Source organism: Microbispora bryophytorum (assembly GCF_006874465.1).
In the GTDB taxonomy this organism is placed as follows: domain Bacteria; phylum Actinomycetota; class Actinomycetes; order Streptosporangiales; family Streptosporangiaceae; genus Microbispora; species Microbispora bryophytorum.
On the sequence record NZ_VIRL01000026.1, the window covers coordinates 33,189 to 52,497 of the forward strand.

The following is a 19,309-nucleotide window of genomic DNA, read 5'->3' on the forward strand; positions in this document are numbered from 1 at the left end:
TCATCATGGGACGCGTGATCGAAGAGCGACGTCTTCCGGGCGGAAACACGAATGGGGCGGTCCGGGTCGGCGACACGGTCCGGCGTGTCCCCGGGCCCTGGACGCCCGCCGTGCATGCGCTGCTCCGGCATCTGGAGGACGCCGGTTTCGACCGGGCCCCGCGTGCGCGAGGGTTCGACGACCAGGGGCGGGAGGTCCTCTCGTACCTGCCGGGAGAGGTGGTCGGGACCGCGCGGCCGTGGCCCGCCTGGGTGCACAGTGACGACGCGCTCCGTCAAGTGGCCGTCTGGCTGCGCGACTTCCACACCGCGGTGGCGAGTTTCGTCCCTCCGCCGGACGCGGTCTGGCGCGAGGGAGAGACCTGGCGGCCCGGCCTGGTCGTCGGCCACAACGACGCGGCGCCGTACAACGCGGCGTGGGCCGACGGGCGCCTCATCGGTTTCTTCGACTGGGACTTCGCCGCTCCGGTCGCCCCGGAGTGGGACCTCGCCTTCACCGCCTTCTCCTGGGTGCCGCTCCACGCCCGCCATGTCGTGGCGGCGGACGGGTTCACCGCGTTCGCCGAGCGGCCCCGGAGACTGCGACTGTTCCTCGACACCTACGGCTGGGACGGCCCGGCTGGCCGGTTCATCGAGACGGTCCGCCAGCGGGTCAGCGCCTCCGCCGACGGCATCCGGCGTCTCGCGGCGGCGGGCGACCCGGCGTATCGGAAGCTCGTCGACGACGGCGTCGACAGGTCATTGGACACGGCGGTGGAGGAACTGACCGGCTTCCCCGGCGAGTGAGGCCGGCGCCTGCGAATCCGCTGCTCAGGGGCGGGGCCAGGGCCGTCCGGCGAGGTTTTCGATATCGGTGTTGAAGCGTCTCAGGTAGGCGGCGAAGGCCGTGACGTCCTCGGCTGTCCAACCGGCCAGCACCTTCTCCAGGCCGAGGATGTTCTTCTCACGCTCCTCACCGAGCCACCGCTCGCCGTCATCGGTCAGGCGGAACTTGCGGGCGATGCCGCCGCCGGGGTCCGGGATGCGTTCCGCCAGCCCGGCGCGCAGCAGGGCCGAGGTGTGCCGGTTGAGGGTGGACACGTCCAGCCCGAGCGCCTCGCTGAGCTGGCCGATGGACATCGGGCCCGTGATGTGGATGCGATTGAGCAGCAGGTATGCGCTGCGGTCGAGGTGCCGGTGCCGCCCGAGCAGCATGGTCTCGAACTCGATGAGATGCGTGGGCTTGTCCATGCCGGTTCCTTCTCACAGATATGTGCACCCTACACGAATTGTGTGTGTAACACATGATGTGTAGGGTGCACATCGTTTTGACCATCTATCTAAGGGAGACCCTCGTGGGAGGCTCCACGTCCGCCGCTCGCCCCGGCGGCATCGTCAGCGTGATGGCGGTGGCCGGCATCGTCGCCTCGCTGATGCAGACCCTGGTGGTGCCGCTGATCGCCGAACTGCCGAACCTGCTGAGCACCACCGCGTCGAACGCCTCTTGGGTGATCACCGTGACGCTGCTCGCGGGAGCGGTGACGACCCCGGTCACCGGGAGGCTCGGCGACCTGTACGGCAAGCGCCTCATGATGCTGGTCTGCTCGGCGCCTCTGATCGCGGGCTGCGTCGTCTGCGCGCTGGCGGGCTCCCTGACCCCCATGATCATTGGCAGGGGCTTGCAGGGCATGGGCATGGGCATGATCCCCCTGGGCATCAGCGCCCTGCGCGACCTGCTGCCGCCCGAGCGGCTCGGTCCCTCCATCGCGCTGCTGAGCTCGTCCATGGGCATCGGCGGCGCGCTCGGACTGCCGATCGCGGCGGCGGTCGCCGAGTACGCGAGCTGGCGGGTGCTGTTCTGGGGCTCGGCGGTGCTGAGCGTGCTGGTCGCGGTGCTGATCTGGCTCCTGGTCCCGGTCACGCCCGGCCGGGCTTCCGGCCGGTTCGACGTCGCCGGTGTGCTCGGTTTGGGCTCCGGGCTGGTGTGCCTGCTGCTTGGCGTCTCCAAGGGCGCCGACTGGGGCTGGACCAGCGGCACCACGCTCGGCCTGCTCTCCGTGGCGCTGGTCGTGTTGCTGCTGTGGGGCTGGTGGGAGCTGCGCGTCAAGGACCCGCTGGTCGACCTGCGTGTCACCGCGCGGCGGCAGGTGCTGCTGACCAACCTGGCCTCGATCGTGGTCGGCTTCTCGATGTACGCCCAGGCGCTGATCGTCATGCAGATCCTGCAACTCCCCGCGGCCACCGGCTACGGCCTGGGCCAGTCGATGCTGGCGGCCGGCCTGTGGATGGCCCCTTCCGGCCTGATGATGATGGCCGTCTCGCCGCTCGGCGCCCGTCTGTCGGCCGTCCGCGGCCCCAAGGTCACCCTGATCGCCGGCAGCCTGGTCATGGCGCTCGGGTACGGCTCCTCGACCGTCCTGCTGGGCTCCACCTGGGGCCTGCTGATCGTCACCTGCGTGTGCAACATCGGCGTCGGCCTGGCCTACGGGGCGATGCCCGCCCTGATCATGGGCGCGGTCCCCCGTTCCGAGACCGCCGCCGCCAACAGCTTCAACACGCTGATGCGCTCCATCGGCACCACCGTCTCGGCCGCGGTGGTCGGCGTCGTCCTGTCGCAGATGACCATCCGGCTGGGCGGGCACGTCCTGCCGTCGGAGGGCGGCTTCCGCGCCGGGATGCTGATCGGCTGCGCCACCGCCCTCGTCGCCGCCGCCGTCACCCTGGCCCTCCCCGCGCGCGCGGCGGGCCGTACGACCGGCCGCGACGTCCCTGCCGAGCCCGTCACCGCCGCCACGACCTGAGCGGCCCCGTCTCAGTCGGCGGGCGCGCCGTCGAACCGGCGCGTGGCCACGAGCGCGGCCAGATCCGCCGCGAGGCGAAGCTCGGCCGCGTCCAGCCCCGGGTGGTCGAGCCAGTGCATCCGCGCCCGGTCGACGGCGCCGTCGAACCGCGGCGGCCAGTGCCGGGCCGGGGTCAGGTCGTCGATGACCAGCGTGCCTCCCGGCCTGAGCAGCCGGTGCGGATCGGCCGGCTGCTCACCGCTCTTGCCCTGGCCGCCGCCGTCGAGCACGAGCAGGTCGTACGGCCCGTGGCGATGGATCTCCCGCCAGTCGCCGCGGATGACCGAGACCTGCGGGTGATCGGCGAAGACCTGGGCGGCCAGGGACGCTCGACGTGCGTCCCGTTCGACGCTGACCAGCCGGGCCCCCGGCCGGGCGCCCGAGACCAGCCAGGCCAGGCCTACTCCGCACCCGGTGCCGGTCTCCCCGATGGTCTCGGCGCCGCCCGCCATGGCGTACAGCAGCCGTCCCTGCTCCGGCCGGCAGGAAGGCGCGAAGCCCGCCTGCCGGGCCACCCGGACCGCGCGCTCAACCAGCGGAGGCAGCTCCGTGAGATCGGCGTATGCCGCCGTACCGTCAACCGACATCGCCCCAGGTTAGGCCGGACGATGTCAGTTCTCCAGGGGAAGCCGGCGCGGCGGGGAAGCTCGCCGACCGGCCGCGAACGCACCGGCCGCGAACGCGCCGGCCGCACGCCGACGCCATCGACTATGCTCATGATGTTCGCAAAATGAACCGACGTTCGCATAGCGAACAAGAGGGGAACGTCATGGGCTCGGCCTTCGTCTACGCCGCGGCGCGCACGCCGTTCGGCAGGTTCAACGGCGCGCTCGCGGACGTCCGCCCGGACGACCTGGCGGCCACCGCGTTACGCGGTGTGCTGGCCAAGCTGCCCGGGCTGGATCCGGCGGAGATCGGCGACGTGGTGTGGGGCAACGCCAACGGCGCGGGTGAGGACAACCGCAACGTGGGCCGGATGGCCGTGCTGCTGGCCGGGCTGCCGGTGACCGTGCCGGCCACCACGGTGAACCGGCTGTGCGGGTCGAGCCTGGACGCCGCCATGATCGGCTCGCGGACCGTCGAGAGCGGCGACGCCGACGTCGTCGTCATCGGCGGCGTCGAGTCGATGACACGGGCGCCGTGGGTGCTGCCCAAACCCTCCCGGGCCTTTCCCGCCGGTGACGTGACCGCGGTCTCCACCACGCTCGGCTGGCGGCTGGTGAACCCGCGCATGCCGAAGGAGTGGACGGTCTCCCTTGGGGAGGCCAACGAGCAGCTCGGCGAGAGGTTCGGCGTCTCGCGCGAGCGGCAGGACGCCTTCGCTGCGCGGTCCCACGTGCTGGCCGACGCGGCCTGGAACGACGGCTTCTACGACGACCTGGTCGTCCCGGTGGAGGGCGCCGGCCTGGCGCGGGACGAGGGCATCAGGCCCGGCTCGACGCCGGAGATCCTCGCCGGGCTGAAGCCGGCCTTCCGCCCCGACGGCGCCATCACGGCCGGCAACGCCTCCCCGCTGAACGACGGCGCGTGCGCGGTCGTGCTCGGCTCGCAGGCCGCCGCGGACCGGATCGGCGCCGGCCCGATCGCCCGCGTCGCCGGTCGCGGGGCCTGCGCGCTCGAACCGCAGATGTTCGGCTACGCGCCGGTCGAGGCCGCCAACCAGGCGCTGCGCCGGGCCGGCATCGGCTGGGACGACGTCGGCGCGGTCGAGCTGAACGAGGCGTTCGCCGTGCAGTCACTCGTGTGCCTCGACGCCTGGAAGGTCGATCCCGCGATCGTCAACACCAGAGGCGGCGCCATCGCCATCGGCCACCCCCTGGGCGCCTCGGGCGGGCGCATCCTCGGCACGCTCGCCCACGTGCTGCGCGAACGGCGCGAGCGGTGGGGCGTGGCCGCGATCTGCATCGGCGTCGGGCAGGGGCTGGCCGTGGTGCTCGAGAACGTGAGCGCGTCATGACCGCCGTGTTCAGCGACCCCGGCGATGCCGTGGCGGGCATCGCGGACGGCTCCACGGTCCTGATCGGCGGCTTCGGCATGGCCGGCATGCCCGTCCAGCTCATCGACGCGCTGATCCGGCAGGGCGCGACTGGCCTGACGGTGGTCAGCAACAACGCGGGCAACGGCGACACCGGCCTGGCGGCGCTGCTCGCCGCCGGGCGGGTGCGCAAGATGATCTGCTCGTTCCCGCGCCAGAGCGACTCGTGGGTCTTCGACGGCCTCTACCGCTCGGGGAAGATCGAGCTGGAGGTCGTCCCGCAGGGGACCCTGGCCGAGCGCATGCGCGCGGCCGGGGCCGGCATCGGCGCCTTCTACTGCCCCACCGGGGTCGGCACGCCACTGGCCGAGGGCAAGGAGACACGCACCATCGACGGCCGCGACCACGTGCTGGAGTATCCGATCAAGGGCGACGTCGTCCTCATCGCCGCCCACGCCGGCGACCGGATGGGCAACCTCGTCTACCGCAAGACCGCCCGCAACTTCGGGCCCGTCATGGCGACCGCCGCGGCGCTGACGATCGCGCAGGTGCATCACGTCGTCGAGACCGGCGAACTGGACCCCGAGGCCGTGGTCACCCCCTGCATCTACGTCGACCGGATCCTGGACCTGAACGCGAAGGAGGCGACCCCGTGAACAGCGCCGTGAAGACCGTCGAGCATCTCGGCCGCGGCCCGCTGGGCCGTGACGAACTCGCCGCCCTCGTCGCCCGGGACATCCCGCCCGGATCCTTCGTGAACCTCGGCATCGGCCAGCCGACGACGGTCGCCGACCATCTCCCGGCCGGCTCCGGGGTCGTCCTGCACACCGAGAACGGCATGCTCGGCATGGGGCCCGCCGCACACGGCGACGAGATCGACCCCGATCTGACCAACGCCGGCAAGATGCCCGTCACCGAGCTGCCGGGCGCCTCCTACTTCCACCACGCCGACTCCTTCGCGATGATGCGCGGCGGCCACCTCGACGTGTGCGTGCTCGGCGCCTTCCAGGTCTCCGGACGCGGCGACCTGGCCAACTGGCATACCGGCGCCCCCGACGCCATCCCCGCCGTCGGCGGGGCCATGGACCTGGCCACCGGCGCCAAGCAGGTGTTCGTCATGATGACGCTGTTCGCCAAGGACGGCACGCCCAAGCTCGTCCCCGAATGCACCTACCCGCTCACCGGGCTGGCCTGCGTGAGCCGCGTCTACACCGACCTGGCCGTCTTCCACATCGACCGCGGGGGCGTCACCGTCGTCGAGACGTACGGCACGAGCGCGGCCGAGCTCGCCTCCCGGCTGGAGATCGCCGTGCGCACCCTCGACCGGGAGCCGTGATCGGACGAAAGGGACGATAGTCTCCCCCTGTGAGTGAGCGAGCAGTCCTTGTCACCGGTGCCTCGCGCGGAATCGGGCGGGCGATCGCGCTGGCCTTCGCGGCCGCCGGCGACCGCGTCGCGATCCATCACCGCGACTCCCCCGACCTGGCCGAACGGGTCCGCGCGGAGCTGCCGGGAGAGGGTCACACCGTCGTCCGGGCCGACGTCGCCGACCCCGCCGACGCGCGGCGCATGGTCGAGGAGGCGGCGAACGCCCTCGGCGGGATCGACGTCCTGGTCAACAACGCGGGGGTGTTCGTGCACCACCCGATCACGGAGACCTCGTACGAGGAGTGGCAGGCGGTGTGGCGCGAGACGCTGGCCGTCAATCTCGTCGGACCGGCCAACGTCATCTGGAACGCCGTACGGCACATGGCTCCGGGCGGCAGGATCGTCAACGTCTCGTCACGCGGCGCCTTCCGCGGGGAACCGGACAGCCCCGCCTACGGGGCCAGCAAGGCGGGCCTGAACGCGCTGGGCCAGTCGCTCGCCATCGCCCTGGCGCCCCTCGGCATCGCCGTGGCGACCGTTGCGCCCGGCTTCGTCGAGACCGACATGACCAACGAGCATCTCAAGGCGCCGCGGGGCGACGCGATCCGCGCCCAGAGCCCGTTCGGGCGGGTGGCGAGGTCGGAGGAGATCGCGGCCGCGGTCCTCTATCTGGCGTCGCCGGAGGCCGAGTGGGCCAGCGGCACGATCGTCGACCTGAACGGCGCCTCCTACCTGCGCAGCTGAGCCGCGACGATCAGTTGGGCGCCCGGTATTTGACCAGGACCTTCTCCAGCCTGCTCACGACCGGCCGCCAGGTCGGGGGCAGGCTGTACCGCGTCGCCCGGTGTCCCTTGTAGGCCAGGCGGTAGGCGATGAAGTCGGCCCCCGGCGGCCGCGACTCGGAGGGCCCGAGCCGCAGGTGCTTCAGTGACCCGCGCAGGCCGCGCCACTCCGCGGCGGTCAGGCATCTGCGGACCGCCGGTCCGGTGCGACGGCTCAGCACGGCGCAGCCGTCCGTGTAGACGGCCACCCGGTTGTGCAGCCCGGCGAATCCGCCCTCCTCCCGCAACTCCACCAGCAGCTTCCTGGGCGCCGTGGCCGCCTCGGCGGGGGCCGTGACGGCCAGCACGGACAGGGCCGCCAGCGGCAGCAGCGCGATACGCGAACTCCTCATGCCCTCTATGACGTATCGCGGCGCCCTTCGGCTCACCGAGGACGTCCCTGCCGACCGGCCCGCCGGTTCACCGATTCGCCGGCCCGCCGGGGGCTCAGCGGTGCCGCCGGACGCGCCACACCACCAGAGCGGTCACGGCGACCACGGCGAGAACGGCCGCGACCGCACCGCCGACGGCCGACTGCACCTGCTCGTACGCCGCCCCGGCGAAGAAGCCCAGGAGGGTGTAACCGACTCCCCAGAGCACCCCGCCCAGGACGTTGAACAGGAAGAACCGCCGGTAACTCATGCGCGAGACCCCGGCCAGGGCCGGCATCATGGCGCGGAGGAACGCGACGAACCGCGCGAAGAACACCCCCTGAGGGCCCCACCGGCGGATCAGCGCCTCGGCCCTGTCCACGTGGTCGCGACGGCGGTGCAGAAACCGTACGTCCAGGGCACCGGGGCCGAGGCGGCGGCCGATGAAGTAGCCCGCGCTGTCGCCGGCTATCGCGGCTGCCGTCACCACGAGCCCCAGCCAGTACACCGACAGCCTGCCCTGGCCGGCGAGCACGCCGCCCAGCACGACGGCCGTCTCCCCCGGCACGACGAACCCGACGAACAGGGCGTCCTCGGCGAAGACCAGCGCCGCGACGACCGCGTAGAGCGCCGTGCTCGGCAGGCCCCAGAGCCAGTTGTTGATCGAGTCCACCCGTCCTCCATGCGCCTCCCCGTTGTCGTGTCCCCAGGAGGTGCGCTTACGCGCGGAGATATTCAGACTTGTTACTGAGTGGTAGGCATGTCTGACACCCGCGACAAGGCCCAGAATTCATCCATCACGGATGCGGAGGACGCGGTGGCGGGCAGGATCACCCCGGCGGCGGGCCGGTATGGCGGCAGGTCGGCGGCCGAACGGCAGGCCGAGCGCCGCGAACGCTTCTTGAAGGCGGGCCTCGACCTGTTCGGCGCCGGCCCCGGCTACCGCGCCACCAGAATCACGGACGTCTGCCGGGCCGCGGGCCTGTCCAGCCGCCAGTTCTACGAGGAGTTCCACACCCTGGAGGACCTGCTGGCCGACCTGCACCTGCACGTCAACGACATCGCCCAGCAGGCGGTCCTCGACGTCCTGCCCCAGGTGCGGCACCTGGATCCCATCGACCGCTGCAGTCAGCTGTTCCGCGCGTACGCGGCCGGGGCCACCGCCGACCCCCGCCACACCCGCATCGCGTTCGTGGAGATCATCGGCGTCAGTCCCCGGCTCGACCGCCAGCGCCTGGACCGCCGGGCCCGATGGATCGACTTGGTGTGCGAGCAGCTCGACGACGCCGCCGGCCGCGGCGGGATCGTGCCGCGCGACTTCCGCGTCACGGCCGCCGCGTTCATCGGAGCCATCAACGGACTCATGCACGACTGGGCCGTCGGCTGGGTCGACGCCACCCGCGACCAGATCGTGGACGAGCTCCTGCTCATGCTCCTGGGCAGGCTTCAGGCCACCGACGAGCGGGGCGACGCGCAGGGCGACGGCGAGGCCGGCCCGCCCATAGCGGGGCCCTCGCCGGCTGGCGCCGTCCCCCTCCCCGGGGGAGGATGACGGGGCGACGAGGGTCGGGCGCTGCACGCGCGGTCCACGTCCTCGCACCGAAGATCACGGTCAGGTGGATCGTTCTCGGGAGAGGCACATGGCAGAAGTCGTCATCGTCGGAGGCGGCCCCACCGGGCTGTGGCTCGCGGCGGAGTTACGTCTCGCGGGGGTCGAGGTCACGGTCCTGGAGAGGCGGGCGGAACGCGACCCGCACTCCAAGGGCTTCACGATCCACCCCCGCACGATGGAGCTGTGGGCGTCGCGCGGCGTCGAGGAGTCGTTCGTCGCGCAGGGCAGGCGGGTGCCGGACTCGCATTTCGGTCTCCTCGACCATCGGATCGACTACGGGACGCTCGACACCCCCTTTCCCGTACGTCCTCCTGCTCGCGCAGCCGAAGGTCGAGAAGCTGATGGAGGGCTACGCCCGCGACCTGGGGGTGGACGTGCGGCGCGGGCACGCCTTCCGCGTCGGCCCAGGAGCCGGACCGGGTCGTGGTGCGGGCCGATGGCCCGGGAGGGCCCTACACGACGGAGACGGCGTTCCTGGTCGGCTGTGACGGAGCGGGCAGCGCGGTCCGCTCGGCCGCCGGGATCGGCTTCCCGGGAACCGGCTCCTCCGCACACGCCTGGGTCGCCGACGTGACGCTCGACGACCCCCCCGCGGGGCTCCTGAACCCTGCGGCGGCCGAGTGCCACGACGGCGACGAGACCCCCGCCGACGGTCTCACCCGACGACCGGACGGCTCATCGGGGGTCACGGTCAGCGCGGGGTCACGGCCAGCGCGGGGTCACGGCCAGCGGAGGGCCGCGGTCAGCGGGGCGCGTCCGTGACGACGGCGAACACTCCGCGGACCTCGGCTCCGTCCGGCAGCCGCCAACCGGCCACGACGTGACCCAGGACGCCGGCGACGTCCGCTTCGCCGGGCCGCAGGACGCGGGTCACCCGCATGGTCAGCCGTCCGCCCAGGCCACCGTCCGCGGCGTCTACCACGATGTCGGTGGCGTACGGCGCCTCGGCCACGGCGGCCGGCCGGATCGGGCCCGGCGCGGCGGCTCCCGTGAAGCCTGCGGTGACCGCCGGGTCGGGGGTGTCGCTGAGGCTCTGATGCTGCGCCTTGGCGTCCCCCGCGACCAGGGCGTGGAGTTGTGCGACGAGGACCGGATCGTGGGTGCCGTCATAGATCCACCGCCGCCCCAGGACGCCGTGCTCCGCCGTCCCGATGAGTGCGTGGCCGGCCCCCTCCAGCGGCGCCCCCCGGTAGGTGAGCGGCACGTGATAGGAGACGGGACGGTCGCCCGACACGTCGGTCACCACCATGAACTCCATGCCGACCTCGCCCTGCGGGTCGTCGAGCCGGAAGCCCCCGGCCTTCGTCAGCTCCGGTCGCCGTCCGTCGCCTCCGTACCAGGGCTGAGCAGGAAGCCACGTCGTGAGCAGCTCCAGCTTGGTGGGCGTCAGCGTGGTGCGATGGATGACTGCCATCCCGTGAAAACCCTTCGTCGGCGTCCCGTCACCGTGCTCCCCGGCGCGACCGCCGGGGGGCGGATCATCGTCTCACACGCCCCGCGGCGGCCGCAGTCCGAAGAGCGCGTCAATCGGCAAAGTCCGCGACGTGGTCGCGGGCCCAGGCGGCGAAGGTGCGGGGAGCGTGGCCGGTGACCTGTTCGACGGTGTCGGTCAGCGGCACGGGGCGGCCGTCGTTGGCCCGCCAGTAGTCGAGCAGGGCGTCGGCGTAGGGGCCGGGGATGTGGTCGGCCATCTCCTGCTTCCATTCCTCGGGGGTGACGTGGTCGACGGCGATCGGCCGGCCGATGATCTCGGCGAGCCGGTCGATCTGTTCGCCGAACATGAGGCTCTCCGGGCCGGTCAGGTGCAGGCACCGGCCCTGGTGGCGCGGGTCGGTGAGCACGGTGAAGGCCACTTCGGCGAGGTCCCGTTCGTGGACGGGGTCGGTGTGGGAGCCCGGGTAGGGCAGGCGCACCGGGCTCCCGGCCCTGACCGGCCAGGCCCAGGCGCGCGCGTTTCGGGCGAAGGAGCCGGGTCGCAGGATCGTGGTGGTGAGCGGTGCGGCGAGCAGTGCGGTCTCGACGTCGAGATGGGACTTGGCCAGCGGGTCGCCGGCCGCGCCGGGAGCCAGCACGCCGGCGGACGACAGCAGGACGACGTGCTCGACGCCGGCCGTGACGGCCGCGTCGGCGAACTCGGCGATGTGCGAGGCCCCGGCGTACAGGAAGACGTCGGTCACGCCGGCGAGAGCGGCCGGGAAGGTGGCGGGATCCCGGAGATTGCAGGTGACGGCCGTGACGCCGTCGGGGACCCGCAGCTGTCCGGGGTCGCTGGAGCCCACGCGTACGGGACGGCGGGCCTGGAGCAGCAGGGTCAGCAGGTGGGTGGCGACCGCGCCGCGGCCTCCGGTGACGAGAATCATGGACATGCTCCGGTGATCGGTGCGGATTGGACGCGGATGCCTTCCGCGAGCGGCTGAGCGGACAGACGCTCCCCGGCCTGGAACCAACGGGATGCTCGTCACGCGTGCCGCGGGGGCGGCCACGCGTGGGACACCGTGGTGCTCGGCAGATCGAGCACGTCGGCGGCGACCACGAACGGGTGGATCGCTCATGCGGGTGGGAACAGGGTTGCGGGCATGGCGGGCAAACTCTCCGCTGAGAGATCCAGACAGCCGTCGTTGAGGCTGTCGTGCCGGCCGGATGTCCCGACACGCTCGTGAACGAGCGCCGCACCTTACGATCAGGAAATTAGCACGAAACTCACCTACCGGAGAACCCCACGCGGGTCGCCGGGGACGGCCCATCCGCCAGAGGCTCATCGCGGCCCGGCCCGGCCGGGCCGGCTGGTCAGGGGCGTGGCCGCCGGTTTCCTCGCCCCGACCCGGACCGATCACGTCTCACACGGCGCGGCGGCGATGAGCCGACCGGCTCAGTCGCTGTCGCGGACCTTGTCGTACAGCAGGCACAGTGCCCCGCTCGCGGCCTGAGCGACGGAGACAGGCCGCCAGCCCGTGGCGGGAAGGCCGTCGGCGAACAGGCGGGGCCCGTCGCCGACCAGCTCGGGCGCGAGCGTGATGCTCAGCCGGTCGAGCTCTCCGGCCCGCAGCAGGGCCTGGATGACGCTGGTGCTGGCCAGCACGACGATGTCGCCGCCGTCCTGCTGCCGCAGCTCCTTCACGACCTCGGCGGGGCCGGCGGCGGCGATGCGGGAGTTCTGCCACACCGCCTCGGTAAGCGTGGTGGAGAAGACGACCTTCTCCACCGTGTTCAGCCACTGGGCGAAGGCCCGGTCACGGGGGTCGGCCGACTCGTCCTCGGCCACCGCGGGCCAGAAGCCACCGAAGCCCTGGTAGTTCGTGCGGCCCAGCAGCGCGGTGGTGGCCCCGGAGGTCACCTTCACCATGTGGTCGCGGGCCGCGTCGCTGACGGCGTGGGGGACGATCCAGCCCATGTCGTACTCGCCGCCGGGGCCGTGGATGCGACCGTCGAGGGAGAGGGTGATGTTGCCGATTACGGTGCGGTTCGTTGTCATGCGGCAAGTGTTGCCGGAGCGACACTCACTAACATCGGCCAGATGGCCGATATGCCAGATGCGAACCTGGCCGACGACGGCGCTCCGCCACCGGAGCTGACCTCGTTCGTCGGCCGCCGGGCCGAGTTGCACATGATCGGAGCGGCCCTGGGCGAGGCCCGCCTGGTCACCCTGACCGGCGCCGGAGGCTGCGGCAAGACCCGGCTGGCGGCCCGGCTCGCCAGGCGGCCGGTGTGCCCGCCGCGCGACGGCGTGTGGTGGGTGGATCTCGCGCAGGAGACCGACCCGTCCGCCGTGCCACGCCTCGTCGCGACGGTCCTGCGGGTGCTCCTGACCGGCGACTCGGACGAGACCGCCGCCCTGTCCAGGCAGCTGCGCGAGCGCGAGCTGCTCCTGGTGCTGGACAACTGTGAACACCTGCTGGGCGGTGTCGCCGACGTGGTGGCGGGCCTGCTGCGCCACTGCCCGCACGTCACCGTCCTGGCGACCAGCCGGGAACCGCTCGGCCTGCCCGGCGAGCTGGTCTGGCGGGTCCCGCCCCTGGACGCGCACGCTGGAGTCGCCCTCTTCCTCGACCGGGGCCACGACGTGCCGCGTACCGAGGAGGCCCTGACCGCGGTGCGCGGCATCTGCGCCCGGCTGGACGGCATCCCTCTCGCACTGGAGCTGGCCGCCGCCTGGACCGGCACGCTGACGCCTCAGGAGATCGACGCCGAACTGGACGACCGGTTCGCGATCCTGGTCACCGGCCACCAGGGGGCGCCACCGCGGCACCGCACGCTGGCGGCGTCCATGGCCTGGAGCCACGACCTGCTCCGGGAGCGCGACCAGGTGCTGTTTCGCCGGCTGAGCGTGTTCGAGCCGGGCTTCACCCTCGCCGCCGCGGAGGGCGTGCTAAACGGCCATGGCCGCGTGGAGTTGCTCACGGGCCTGCGCCGGCTGATCGACAAGTCGCTGCTGCTGGCCGAGACCCGCAGGGGCGTCACCCGCTACCGGATGCTGTCGTCGGTCAGGCGGTACGCGTGGGAGCGGCTCGCCGAGGCCGGCGAGCCGGCCGCCGTGCGCGACCGGCACCTGGCCGTCTGCCTGGCCCTGGTCCGGGAGGCCGCCCCGCTGCTGGACAGCGACAAGGACACCTGGCGGGCCAGGATGCGCGAGGACTACCCCAACCTGCGCGCGGCGCTCGAATGGGGTCTGTCCGGCGACCGTCCGGGCCCGGCGCGCCGCCTGGCGGCCGAACTGGCCTGGCTGTGGCACCTGGAAGGCCGGCTCGGGGAGGGCCTGGGACTGCTCCGGCTGGCGGCCGAGCGGGGCGCCGGCGAGCACAGCGCGCTGCAGGCCCGGGTGCTCACCGGCCTCGCGCTCGTCGCCGACACCACGCACCCGGCCGGGCTGGAGTTCGACGCGGCCGACGCCGCCCGTGCCATGGCGCTCGACCACGGCGATCTGCGGACCGCCTGCCTGGCGGGGTCGCTCAGCGCCATCGGCATGCTGCTCACCTCCCCGGACGAGGCGCGGGTAAAGGCCGCCGCCGTCCGCGAGGAGGCCGTCGCGGCCGGCGATCCCTTCGTGGCCGACGCCGCGCAGGTCCTCATCGGCCTGGTCCACCACATGAGGGAAGAGCATCGCCAGGCGCTGGCGGAGATGGAGACGCCGGTCCGCGGCCTGCTGCGGCGAGGCGACCGCGGCGTGGCGGCGCTGGCGCTCGGCCTGATGGCCCTCGGCAGCGCCTGTCTCGGCGAGCTGCCCCGGGCCAGAACGCTGGCGGAGCAGGCGGTCGAGGTCGCCACCCCTCTCGCCGACTACCACCGTGCCGGTACGGCACGCGCCGTCCTCGCCCGTGTGTGCCACCTGCAATGCGACGACGAGGCCGCCGAGCTCGCCCTCGACCCGGTCATCCGGCTGGTGGACCAGGCGCCGTCGGCGCCCTTCGTGCCGGGGCTCGCCTTGACGATCGGGCGGCTCTGCCTGAGCAGGCGTGAACCGGTGCGGGCGGCCGAATGGTTCAGGAGTGAGACGGCCTGGCGCGGCGGCGAGCAGCCGGACGAACTGCTGACCCCGGAGACCCGCATCGCTCTGGCGGCGGCGCTGCGACAGGCCGGCGACCCGGGAGGCGCGGCCCTCGCCTGCGCGGCCGGCCTCGATGCCGCCCGGGCCCTCGGGATGCCGCGCCTGATCGCCGAAGCTCTTGAGCAGCAGGCGTTCCTCGACGAGGCGCGCGCCGTCGCGCTGCATCTGGAGGCCCTGCGCCTGCGCGCCGCCAACGGCCTCCGTCTGGCCTGCGTGGACAGCCTTGAGGCTCTGGCGGCGTTCGCCGACGCCACCACCGGCGCCCGGATCATGGGCGCGTGCGATCGGGCCAGGGAGGAGCTCGGCTACCCCCGGCCGCACCGGCCGAGCGTCCCGTCTGCTCCCGAAGGCCGCCGGATGGAGCTGGAGGAGGCCATCGCCTTCACCCGCCGCGCGCACGGCGGCCGTCGCCGTCCCGCCTCCGGCTGGGCCGGCCTCACCCCCGCGGAGCAGGAGGTCGTACGGCTGGCCGTGGCGGGCCTGTCCAACCCCGAAATCGGTGACCGGCTGTTCATGAGCCGCAGCACGGTCAAGACCCATCTGGCGCACGTGTACGCGAAGCTCGGCGTGGCCAACCGCACGGAGCTGGCGGCGCTGCGCCGCGACCACGACCACTGAGACGCGGTCGGCGCGGCCCGGGTCGCGGACACACGGTCCCGGCCGGGTCGCCGCCCTCCCGTCACTCAGCGTGAGTGCCCGCTCTCCGCGGCATGACATCCGTCGCGGAGGTCTGGCATGCCGACGCACATCGCGTGCATCGCAGTGTCAACTTGTCTGACTTACCGCCCTCATATAACTTATTTTCCCTTTGTGTAGAGAACATGACTTAACTCCTCAATGGGCGAAAAGATTTCATTGACAGGCGGTTACGGTAAACGTTTAATGTGGGCGATCTTGCGGATTTCGTACGGGAGATAACCCATGTTTAGGCTTCCCGGACTGCGGAGTTGGCGTGCGCTCACTTCCGTGGTCGTGGCGGGTGTACTGGTGGGAACCGGGGCACCCCCGGCCGCGATGGCGGCACAGGAAGGTCGGACGGGATCCGACACGGGCCGGCTCGACGGCTGGCAGCAGGCGCTGAAGCGCGCGGCCGAGATCCGGGAACCGGTCGAGGTGACCGACGCTCGGACCGAATTCACCACCACGTATGCCAATCCGGACGGCGAGTCGTTCCGGCTGGAGCAGTCCACCACCCCCGTCCGGGTCAAGGGAGCGGACGGGGCGTGGGTGTCACCCGACGCGACGCTGGAGCGGCGTGCCGACGGAAGCGTGGGGCCGGCCGCCGCCGCCGTGGGCGTCTCCTTCTCCGGAGGCGGCGACGGCGGGAACCTCGTCACGATGAACCGCGACGGCCGGACCCTCGCGCTGGGCTGGCCGGGAACCCTGCCGGAGCCGGTGCTGGACGGCCCGAACGCCACCTACCCGGACGTGCTGCCGGACGTCGACCTCAGGATGACCGCGACGACCGAGGGCTTCCGGCAGGTTCTGATCGTCAAAACTCCGCAGGCCGCGGACAACCCCGCGCTCGCGAAGATCCGGTACGCCGTGAAGTCGTCCGGGCTCAAGGTGGAGCAGACCGCGGACGGCGGCATGTCCGCGACCGACGGCAACGCCACCGAGGTCTTCACCTCTCCCCCCGCCGCGATGTGGGACTCCACCGGGGACCCCGCGGCAGGGCAGACCGGAACAGGGCAGACCGGAACGGCCGGCGCCCCCGCCGCGCCGTCCTCCCCTGCCCCGTCCACCACCGACTCCACCCCGTCCGCCGACTCCACCCCGTCCGCCGATTCCACCCTGTCCGCGAAAGGCGGCGCTCCCCAGGGCGCGCCCGCGGACGGCTCGGCGACCCCGGCGACGACACCGGAGCCGTCGTCACAGGCGACGCCCCAGCCCTCGGGAGGTGTCTCGGACGAGGGGCAGGCCGCCGACGGTCCCGCTCCCGGGGCGGGGCACGCCGAGCTGCCGATCGAGGTCGGTAAGGACACGCTCACCCTCGTGCCCGACGCCGGCCTGCTGCGCCAGAAGGACGAGTCGGCTTATCCCGTCTACATCGACCCCACGGTGACCTGGGGAGAGACCGACCGGACGCTGCTGCGCTCGGACGGCTACAAGTCGTACAACTGGGGGAACGGCAGCAACAACCAGGGCGAGGGCGTCGGCCACTGCGGCACCTGGAGCGGCTACTACTGCGGGCCCGGCTACACCCAGCGGCTGTACTTCCAGTTCTCCCCCGCGAGCCTCAAGGGCAAGCAGGTGCTGAGCGCGGCGTTCCGCGTCACCGAGCCCTGGGCGTTCCAGTGCAGCCCCCGCTGGGTGGACCTCGAGCGGACCAACAACTTCACCTCGTCCACCACCTGGTCGGGCCGGCCCAAGGAACTCGACCTGATGGTGGACCGGAACGTGTCGGCGGGCCGCGGCTCGGCCTGCGACCCCGACCAGCCGGCCGCGCCCATCGAGTTCAAGGACAACGCGGAGGAGACCAACGAGAACCTGACCCCGACCGTGAAGGACTTCGCGGCGGGCAAGTTCTCCAAGCTCACCCTGGAGCTGCGGGCGCACGACGAGGGCGACACCTCCGCCTGGAAGCGGTTCAGGAACGACGCCGTGCTCGTCGTCGACTACGTGGGGGTGCCGGCGCTGCCGACCGGCATCGGCCTGGTCACCGGGTCCGGCACCGTGTGCGAGACGAAGGAGTCCGCACCCGCGGTCGTCTCCGATCCCACGCCCGCCCTCGCGTCCACACCCCAGACCGCCCCGGGCGGCGAGTCGGGCGCGATGCTCCGGGCGGCGATGGACGTCGACAAGAAGAACGCCGACGGCACCTGGACCGACGCCTTCACCACGATGGAGCGGCCGACGACCGGGCACGTGGGCGACAACGTGAAGGTCACCGCCTCCACGCCGACGCTGTCGGAAGGGGTGCTGTACCGCTACCGCTCGTGGACACGCTCCTACTACAGCAACTACACCAAGCAGCTGCCGGGGCCGTCCAACGGCTCGACCACCGGATGGTGCTACTTCAAGGTCGACCCGACCGCGCCCAAGGCGCCCGCGGTCACGCTCGGCGCGCCGTACACCGCCTGCACCACCACGAGCTGCGCGCCGGCCGGCGGGCCCGGGCAGAGCACCACCGTCACCTTCGGCCCCGCGTCCGGCGACGCCAACAACGTCGCCTACCAGTACCGCGCGTCCAGCAGCTCGAGCTGGTCGTCCGACGTCGCGGGGGCCACGGCCAAGGCGGTGATCACCCCACCGGCCGCCGGCACGTACAGCCTGTACGTGCGCGCCAAGGACAACGTGGGCAGGTACGGCGCGACCACGGCCGTCGACTTCCTGGTCGCCGCGGGCGCGGGCCCGGTCGGCAGGTGGCACTTCGACGAGGACTCCGGCGCCGCCGTCGACCGGGGCAGCGGGCACCACGACGCCACGCTCTCCGGCGGCGCCGTACGGGACACCCGGGGACGCCGCGGCGAGGTCTGGTACGACGACGCGGGCACGGCGCTGGAGACCCCGAAGGCCGACAAGGGGTTGGGCCTGAACGGCACGTCGGCGTACGCCGCGACGTCCGGGCCCGTGCTGGAGACCAGGTCGGCCTACACGGTCGCCGCCTGGGTGCGGCTGGACAAGGTGAGCGACGACGGCATCGTGCTGTCGCAGGACGGCTCGGGCGGCTACAGCCCCTTCCTGCTCTGGCACGAGAAGGACTACGGCGCCTTCTGCTTCGGCGTGAAGGAGAAGGACGAGGCGACGGGCAAGGCCTACTTCGGGGTCTGCGGCAAGAACGGCACGTCCAGGGCGAACGTCTGGACCCACCTGGCCGGCACCTACGACCCGGCGACGCAGAAGCTGAGCTTCTACGTCAACGGCGTGCCGCAGGGCACCGCCACCGTGTCCGGCATGTGGTCGGCCACCGGGCCGTTCGAGATCGGCCGCTACAAGTGGGCCAACGTCTTCCAGTTCTACTTCCCCGGCTCGATCGACGAGGTCGCCGCCTGGCAGCGGGTCCTGACCCCGGAGGAGGTCGCGACGGAGGCGCGGTCGGAGTCCCCCGCCTCCGGGCGCAACGACGTGGAGCTGGTGGCCGACTGGGACCCGGCGGGCGTCGCGGGGACGCAGGTGCCCGACTCGCTGTCGGGGTACGGCCGGGCGCTGGCGCTGGCCGGCGGGGCGTCGCTGGACGGTGAGGGCCTGGTGCTCGACGGCGTGGACGACGCCGCCACCACCGCGGGCCCGGTCGTGGACGACACCGGCTCGTTCACCGTCACCGCGAAGGTCGAGCTCGACCGGGACAAGATCCTGACGAAGCCGGTCGGGACCGTCGGCCAGGTGGCGGGGCAGCGCACCGCCGACGGGTCGTCGTGGGGCCTGTGGTTCGAGCTGACCGGCAAGGAGACGCAGCTCGACGACGACGGAAACGAGGTCAGCGTCCCGGTGGGCTTCTGGCGCTTCGGCCGGGTCGGCAAGGACGGCACGAAGACCTGGGTGAGCTCCGACACCCCTGCCAGCCTGGACAGCCCGGTCCGCCTGACCGGCGTGTACGACGCGCTGGCGGCGAACGGGCGGGTGGTGCGGCTCTACGTGGGCCACGAGCGCAACGACCTCGACCTGGCCTACACCGCCGTGCCCGGGTCGGGCGACTTCGCGGCCGGCAAGGGCTTCAGCGCGACCTCCTGGGGTCACTTCCTCCCCGCGAGGATCACCGATCTGCGGCTGTGGGCGGGCGCCATGGCCGACTCCGACCAGATGGACGCCGTCATCGGCGACTGACGGAGCGCGGGGACCGGCAGCCCGCCGGTCCCCGC

The 19,309-nt window shown here is 72.4% G+C and carries 17 protein-coding genes and 1 pseudogene; 11 read left to right on the forward strand and 7 right to left on the reverse strand.

What is annotated here, in order from left to right; genetic code table 11:
- Nucleotides 1-14 precede the first annotated feature (14 nt).
- Nucleotides 15-785 carry a phosphotransferase gene (locus FLX07_RS32180; protein WP_208762497.1) on the forward strand — a complete coding sequence of 257 codons (771 nt, stop codon included), beginning with the start codon at nt 15-17 and terminating at the stop codon, nt 783-785.
- Nucleotides 786-809: 24 nt separating this feature from the next.
- On the opposite strand, the gene FLX07_RS32185 is transcribed toward FLX07_RS32180, so the two are convergent.
- Nucleotides 810-1,229: a MarR family winged helix-turn-helix transcriptional regulator gene (locus tag FLX07_RS32185; protein ID WP_142575457.1), complete on the reverse strand. Its 420-nt coding sequence runs from the start codon at nt 1,227-1,229 to the stop codon at nt 810-812.
- Nucleotides 1,230-1,294: 65 nt separating this feature from the next.
- Between FLX07_RS32185 and FLX07_RS32190 the strand changes: the two genes are divergently transcribed.
- Entirely contained in the window at nt 1,295-2,779 is a 1,485-nt protein-coding gene (locus FLX07_RS32190; protein ID WP_317984482.1) for an MFS transporter, read from the forward strand.
- Between the two features lie 11 nt (nt 2,780-2,790).
- Here FLX07_RS32190 and FLX07_RS32195 read toward each other — a convergent pair whose 3' ends face one another.
- The gene (locus tag FLX07_RS32195; protein ID WP_142575458.1) at nt 2,791-3,405 is read right to left on the reverse strand and encodes an O-methyltransferase; all 615 of its coding nucleotides are present in this window, start codon (nt 3,403-3,405) and stop codon (nt 2,791-2,793) included.
- Nucleotides 3,406-3,587: 182 nt separating this feature from the next.
- On the opposite strand from FLX07_RS32195, the gene FLX07_RS32200 reads away from it, so the two are divergent.
- Genes FLX07_RS32200 through FLX07_RS32215 form a run of 4 tightly spaced genes read left to right on the forward strand, consistent with a single transcriptional unit; the run spans nt 3,588 to nt 6,905 of the window.
- Nucleotides 3,588-4,775, forward strand: coding sequence for a thiolase family protein (locus FLX07_RS32200; RefSeq protein WP_142575459.1), 1,188 nt, complete (start codon nt 3,588-3,590; stop codon nt 4,773-4,775).
- Entirely contained in the window at nt 4,772-5,449 is a 678-nt protein-coding gene (locus FLX07_RS32205; RefSeq protein ID WP_142575460.1) for a 3-oxoacid CoA-transferase subunit A, read from the forward strand. Before FLX07_RS32200 ends, FLX07_RS32205 begins: the two co-directional genes overlap by 4 nt.
- A complete protein-coding gene (locus tag FLX07_RS32210) occupies nt 5,446-6,129 on the forward strand; it encodes a 3-oxoacid CoA-transferase subunit B (RefSeq protein ID WP_142575461.1) in 684 nt (227 codons plus the stop codon). The genes FLX07_RS32205 and FLX07_RS32210 overlap by 4 nt, the downstream gene beginning before the upstream one ends.
- 29 nt (nt 6,130-6,158) lie before the next feature.
- Entirely contained in the window at nt 6,159-6,905 is a 747-nt protein-coding gene (locus tag FLX07_RS32215; RefSeq protein WP_142575462.1) for an SDR family NAD(P)-dependent oxidoreductase, read from the forward strand.
- A 10-nt stretch (nt 6,906-6,915) separates the two neighbouring features.
- On the opposite strand, the gene FLX07_RS32220 is transcribed toward FLX07_RS32215, so the two are convergent.
- Entirely contained in the window at nt 6,916-7,335 is a 420-nt protein-coding gene (locus FLX07_RS32220; protein ID WP_142575463.1) for a hypothetical protein, read from the reverse strand.
- Between the two features lie 94 nt (nt 7,336-7,429).
- Nucleotides 7,430-8,026, reverse strand: coding sequence for a DedA family protein (locus FLX07_RS32225; RefSeq protein ID WP_142575464.1), 597 nt, complete (start codon nt 8,024-8,026; stop codon nt 7,430-7,432).
- A gap of 87 nt (nt 8,027-8,113) precedes the next feature.
- Here FLX07_RS32225 and FLX07_RS32230 point away from each other — a divergent pair, with 87 nt between their 5' ends.
- The 3 genes and pseudogenes from FLX07_RS32230 to FLX07_RS38105 all read left to right on the forward strand — a co-directional run bounded on the left by FLX07_RS32230 (nt 8,114) and on the right by FLX07_RS38105 (nt 9,727).
- Nucleotides 8,114-8,905: a TetR/AcrR family transcriptional regulator gene (locus FLX07_RS32230; RefSeq protein WP_208762498.1), complete on the forward strand. Its 792-nt coding sequence runs from the start codon at nt 8,114-8,116 to the stop codon at nt 8,903-8,905.
- Nucleotides 8,906-8,969: 64 nt separating this feature from the next.
- Nucleotides 8,970-9,233 (forward strand): annotated as a pseudogene (locus FLX07_RS38945) (FAD-dependent oxidoreductase); the annotation flags it as partial.
- A gap of 155 nt (nt 9,234-9,388) precedes the next feature.
- Nucleotides 9,389-9,727 (forward strand): FAD-dependent monooxygenase, encoded by a 339-nt coding sequence (locus FLX07_RS38105; RefSeq protein WP_142575465.1) that lies wholly within the window; start codon nt 9,389-9,391, stop codon nt 9,725-9,727.
- Here the strand turns inward: FLX07_RS38105 and FLX07_RS32245 are convergent.
- The 3 genes from FLX07_RS32245 to FLX07_RS32255 form a co-directional block, all read right to left on the reverse strand.
- Complete coding sequence (locus tag FLX07_RS32245; RefSeq protein WP_142575466.1) at nt 9,708-10,379, reverse strand: maltokinase N-terminal cap-like domain-containing protein; 672 nt, start codon at nt 10,377-10,379, stop codon at nt 9,708-9,710. The genes FLX07_RS38105 and FLX07_RS32245 overlap by 20 nt on opposite strands.
- A gap of 109 nt (nt 10,380-10,488) precedes the next feature.
- Nucleotides 10,489-11,331, reverse strand: a complete 843-nt coding sequence (locus FLX07_RS32250; RefSeq protein WP_223854035.1) for an NAD(P)H-binding protein — start codon at nt 11,329-11,331, stop codon at nt 10,489-10,491.
- A gap of 503 nt (nt 11,332-11,834) precedes the next feature.
- Nucleotides 11,835-12,437, reverse strand: a complete 603-nt coding sequence (locus FLX07_RS32255) for a dihydrofolate reductase family protein (RefSeq protein ID WP_142575467.1) — start codon at nt 12,435-12,437, stop codon at nt 11,835-11,837.
- Nucleotides 12,438-12,479: 42 nt separating this feature from the next.
- On the opposite strand from FLX07_RS32255, the gene FLX07_RS32260 reads away from it, so the two are divergent.
- Complete coding sequence (locus FLX07_RS32260) at nt 12,480-15,125, forward strand: LuxR C-terminal-related transcriptional regulator (protein WP_142575468.1); 2,646 nt, start codon at nt 12,480-12,482, stop codon at nt 15,123-15,125.
- A 369-nt stretch (nt 15,126-15,494) separates the two neighbouring features.
- Entirely contained in the window at nt 15,495-19,274 is a 3,780-nt protein-coding gene (locus tag FLX07_RS32265; protein ID WP_208762500.1) for a LamG-like jellyroll fold domain-containing protein, read from the forward strand.
- Nucleotides 19,275-19,309 lie beyond the last annotated feature (35 nt).

Coding starts and splice junctions, on each gene's coding strand:
- FLX07_RS32250 (WP_223854035.1), bottom strand. CDS start 11,331: ATGTCCATGATTCTCGTCACCGGAGGCCGCGGCGCGGTCGCCACCCAC.
- FLX07_RS32205 (WP_142575460.1), top strand. CDS start 4,772: ATGACCGCCGTGTTCAGCGACCCCGGCGATGCCGTGGCGGGCATCGCG.
- FLX07_RS32200 (WP_142575459.1), top strand. CDS start 3,588: ATGGGCTCGGCCTTCGTCTACGCCGCGGCGCGCACGCCGTTCGGCAGG.
- FLX07_RS32255 (WP_142575467.1), bottom strand. CDS start 12,437: ATGACAACGAACCGCACCGTAATCGGCAACATCACCCTCTCCCTCGAC.
- FLX07_RS32185 (WP_142575457.1), bottom strand. CDS start 1,229: ATGGACAAGCCCACGCATCTCATCGAGTTCGAGACCATGCTGCTCGGG.
- FLX07_RS32230 (WP_208762498.1), top strand. CDS start 8,114: ATGTCTGACACCCGCGACAAGGCCCAGAATTCATCCATCACGGATGCG.
- FLX07_RS32260 (WP_142575468.1), top strand. CDS start 12,480: ATGGCCGATATGCCAGATGCGAACCTGGCCGACGACGGCGCTCCGCCA.
- FLX07_RS32245 (WP_142575466.1), bottom strand. CDS start 10,379: ATGGCAGTCATCCATCGCACCACGCTGACGCCCACCAAGCTGGAGCTG.
- FLX07_RS32195 (WP_142575458.1), bottom strand. CDS start 3,405: ATGTCGGTTGACGGTACGGCGGCATACGCCGATCTCACGGAGCTGCCT.
- FLX07_RS32220 (WP_142575463.1), bottom strand. CDS start 7,335: ATGAGGAGTTCGCGTATCGCGCTGCTGCCGCTGGCGGCCCTGTCCGTG.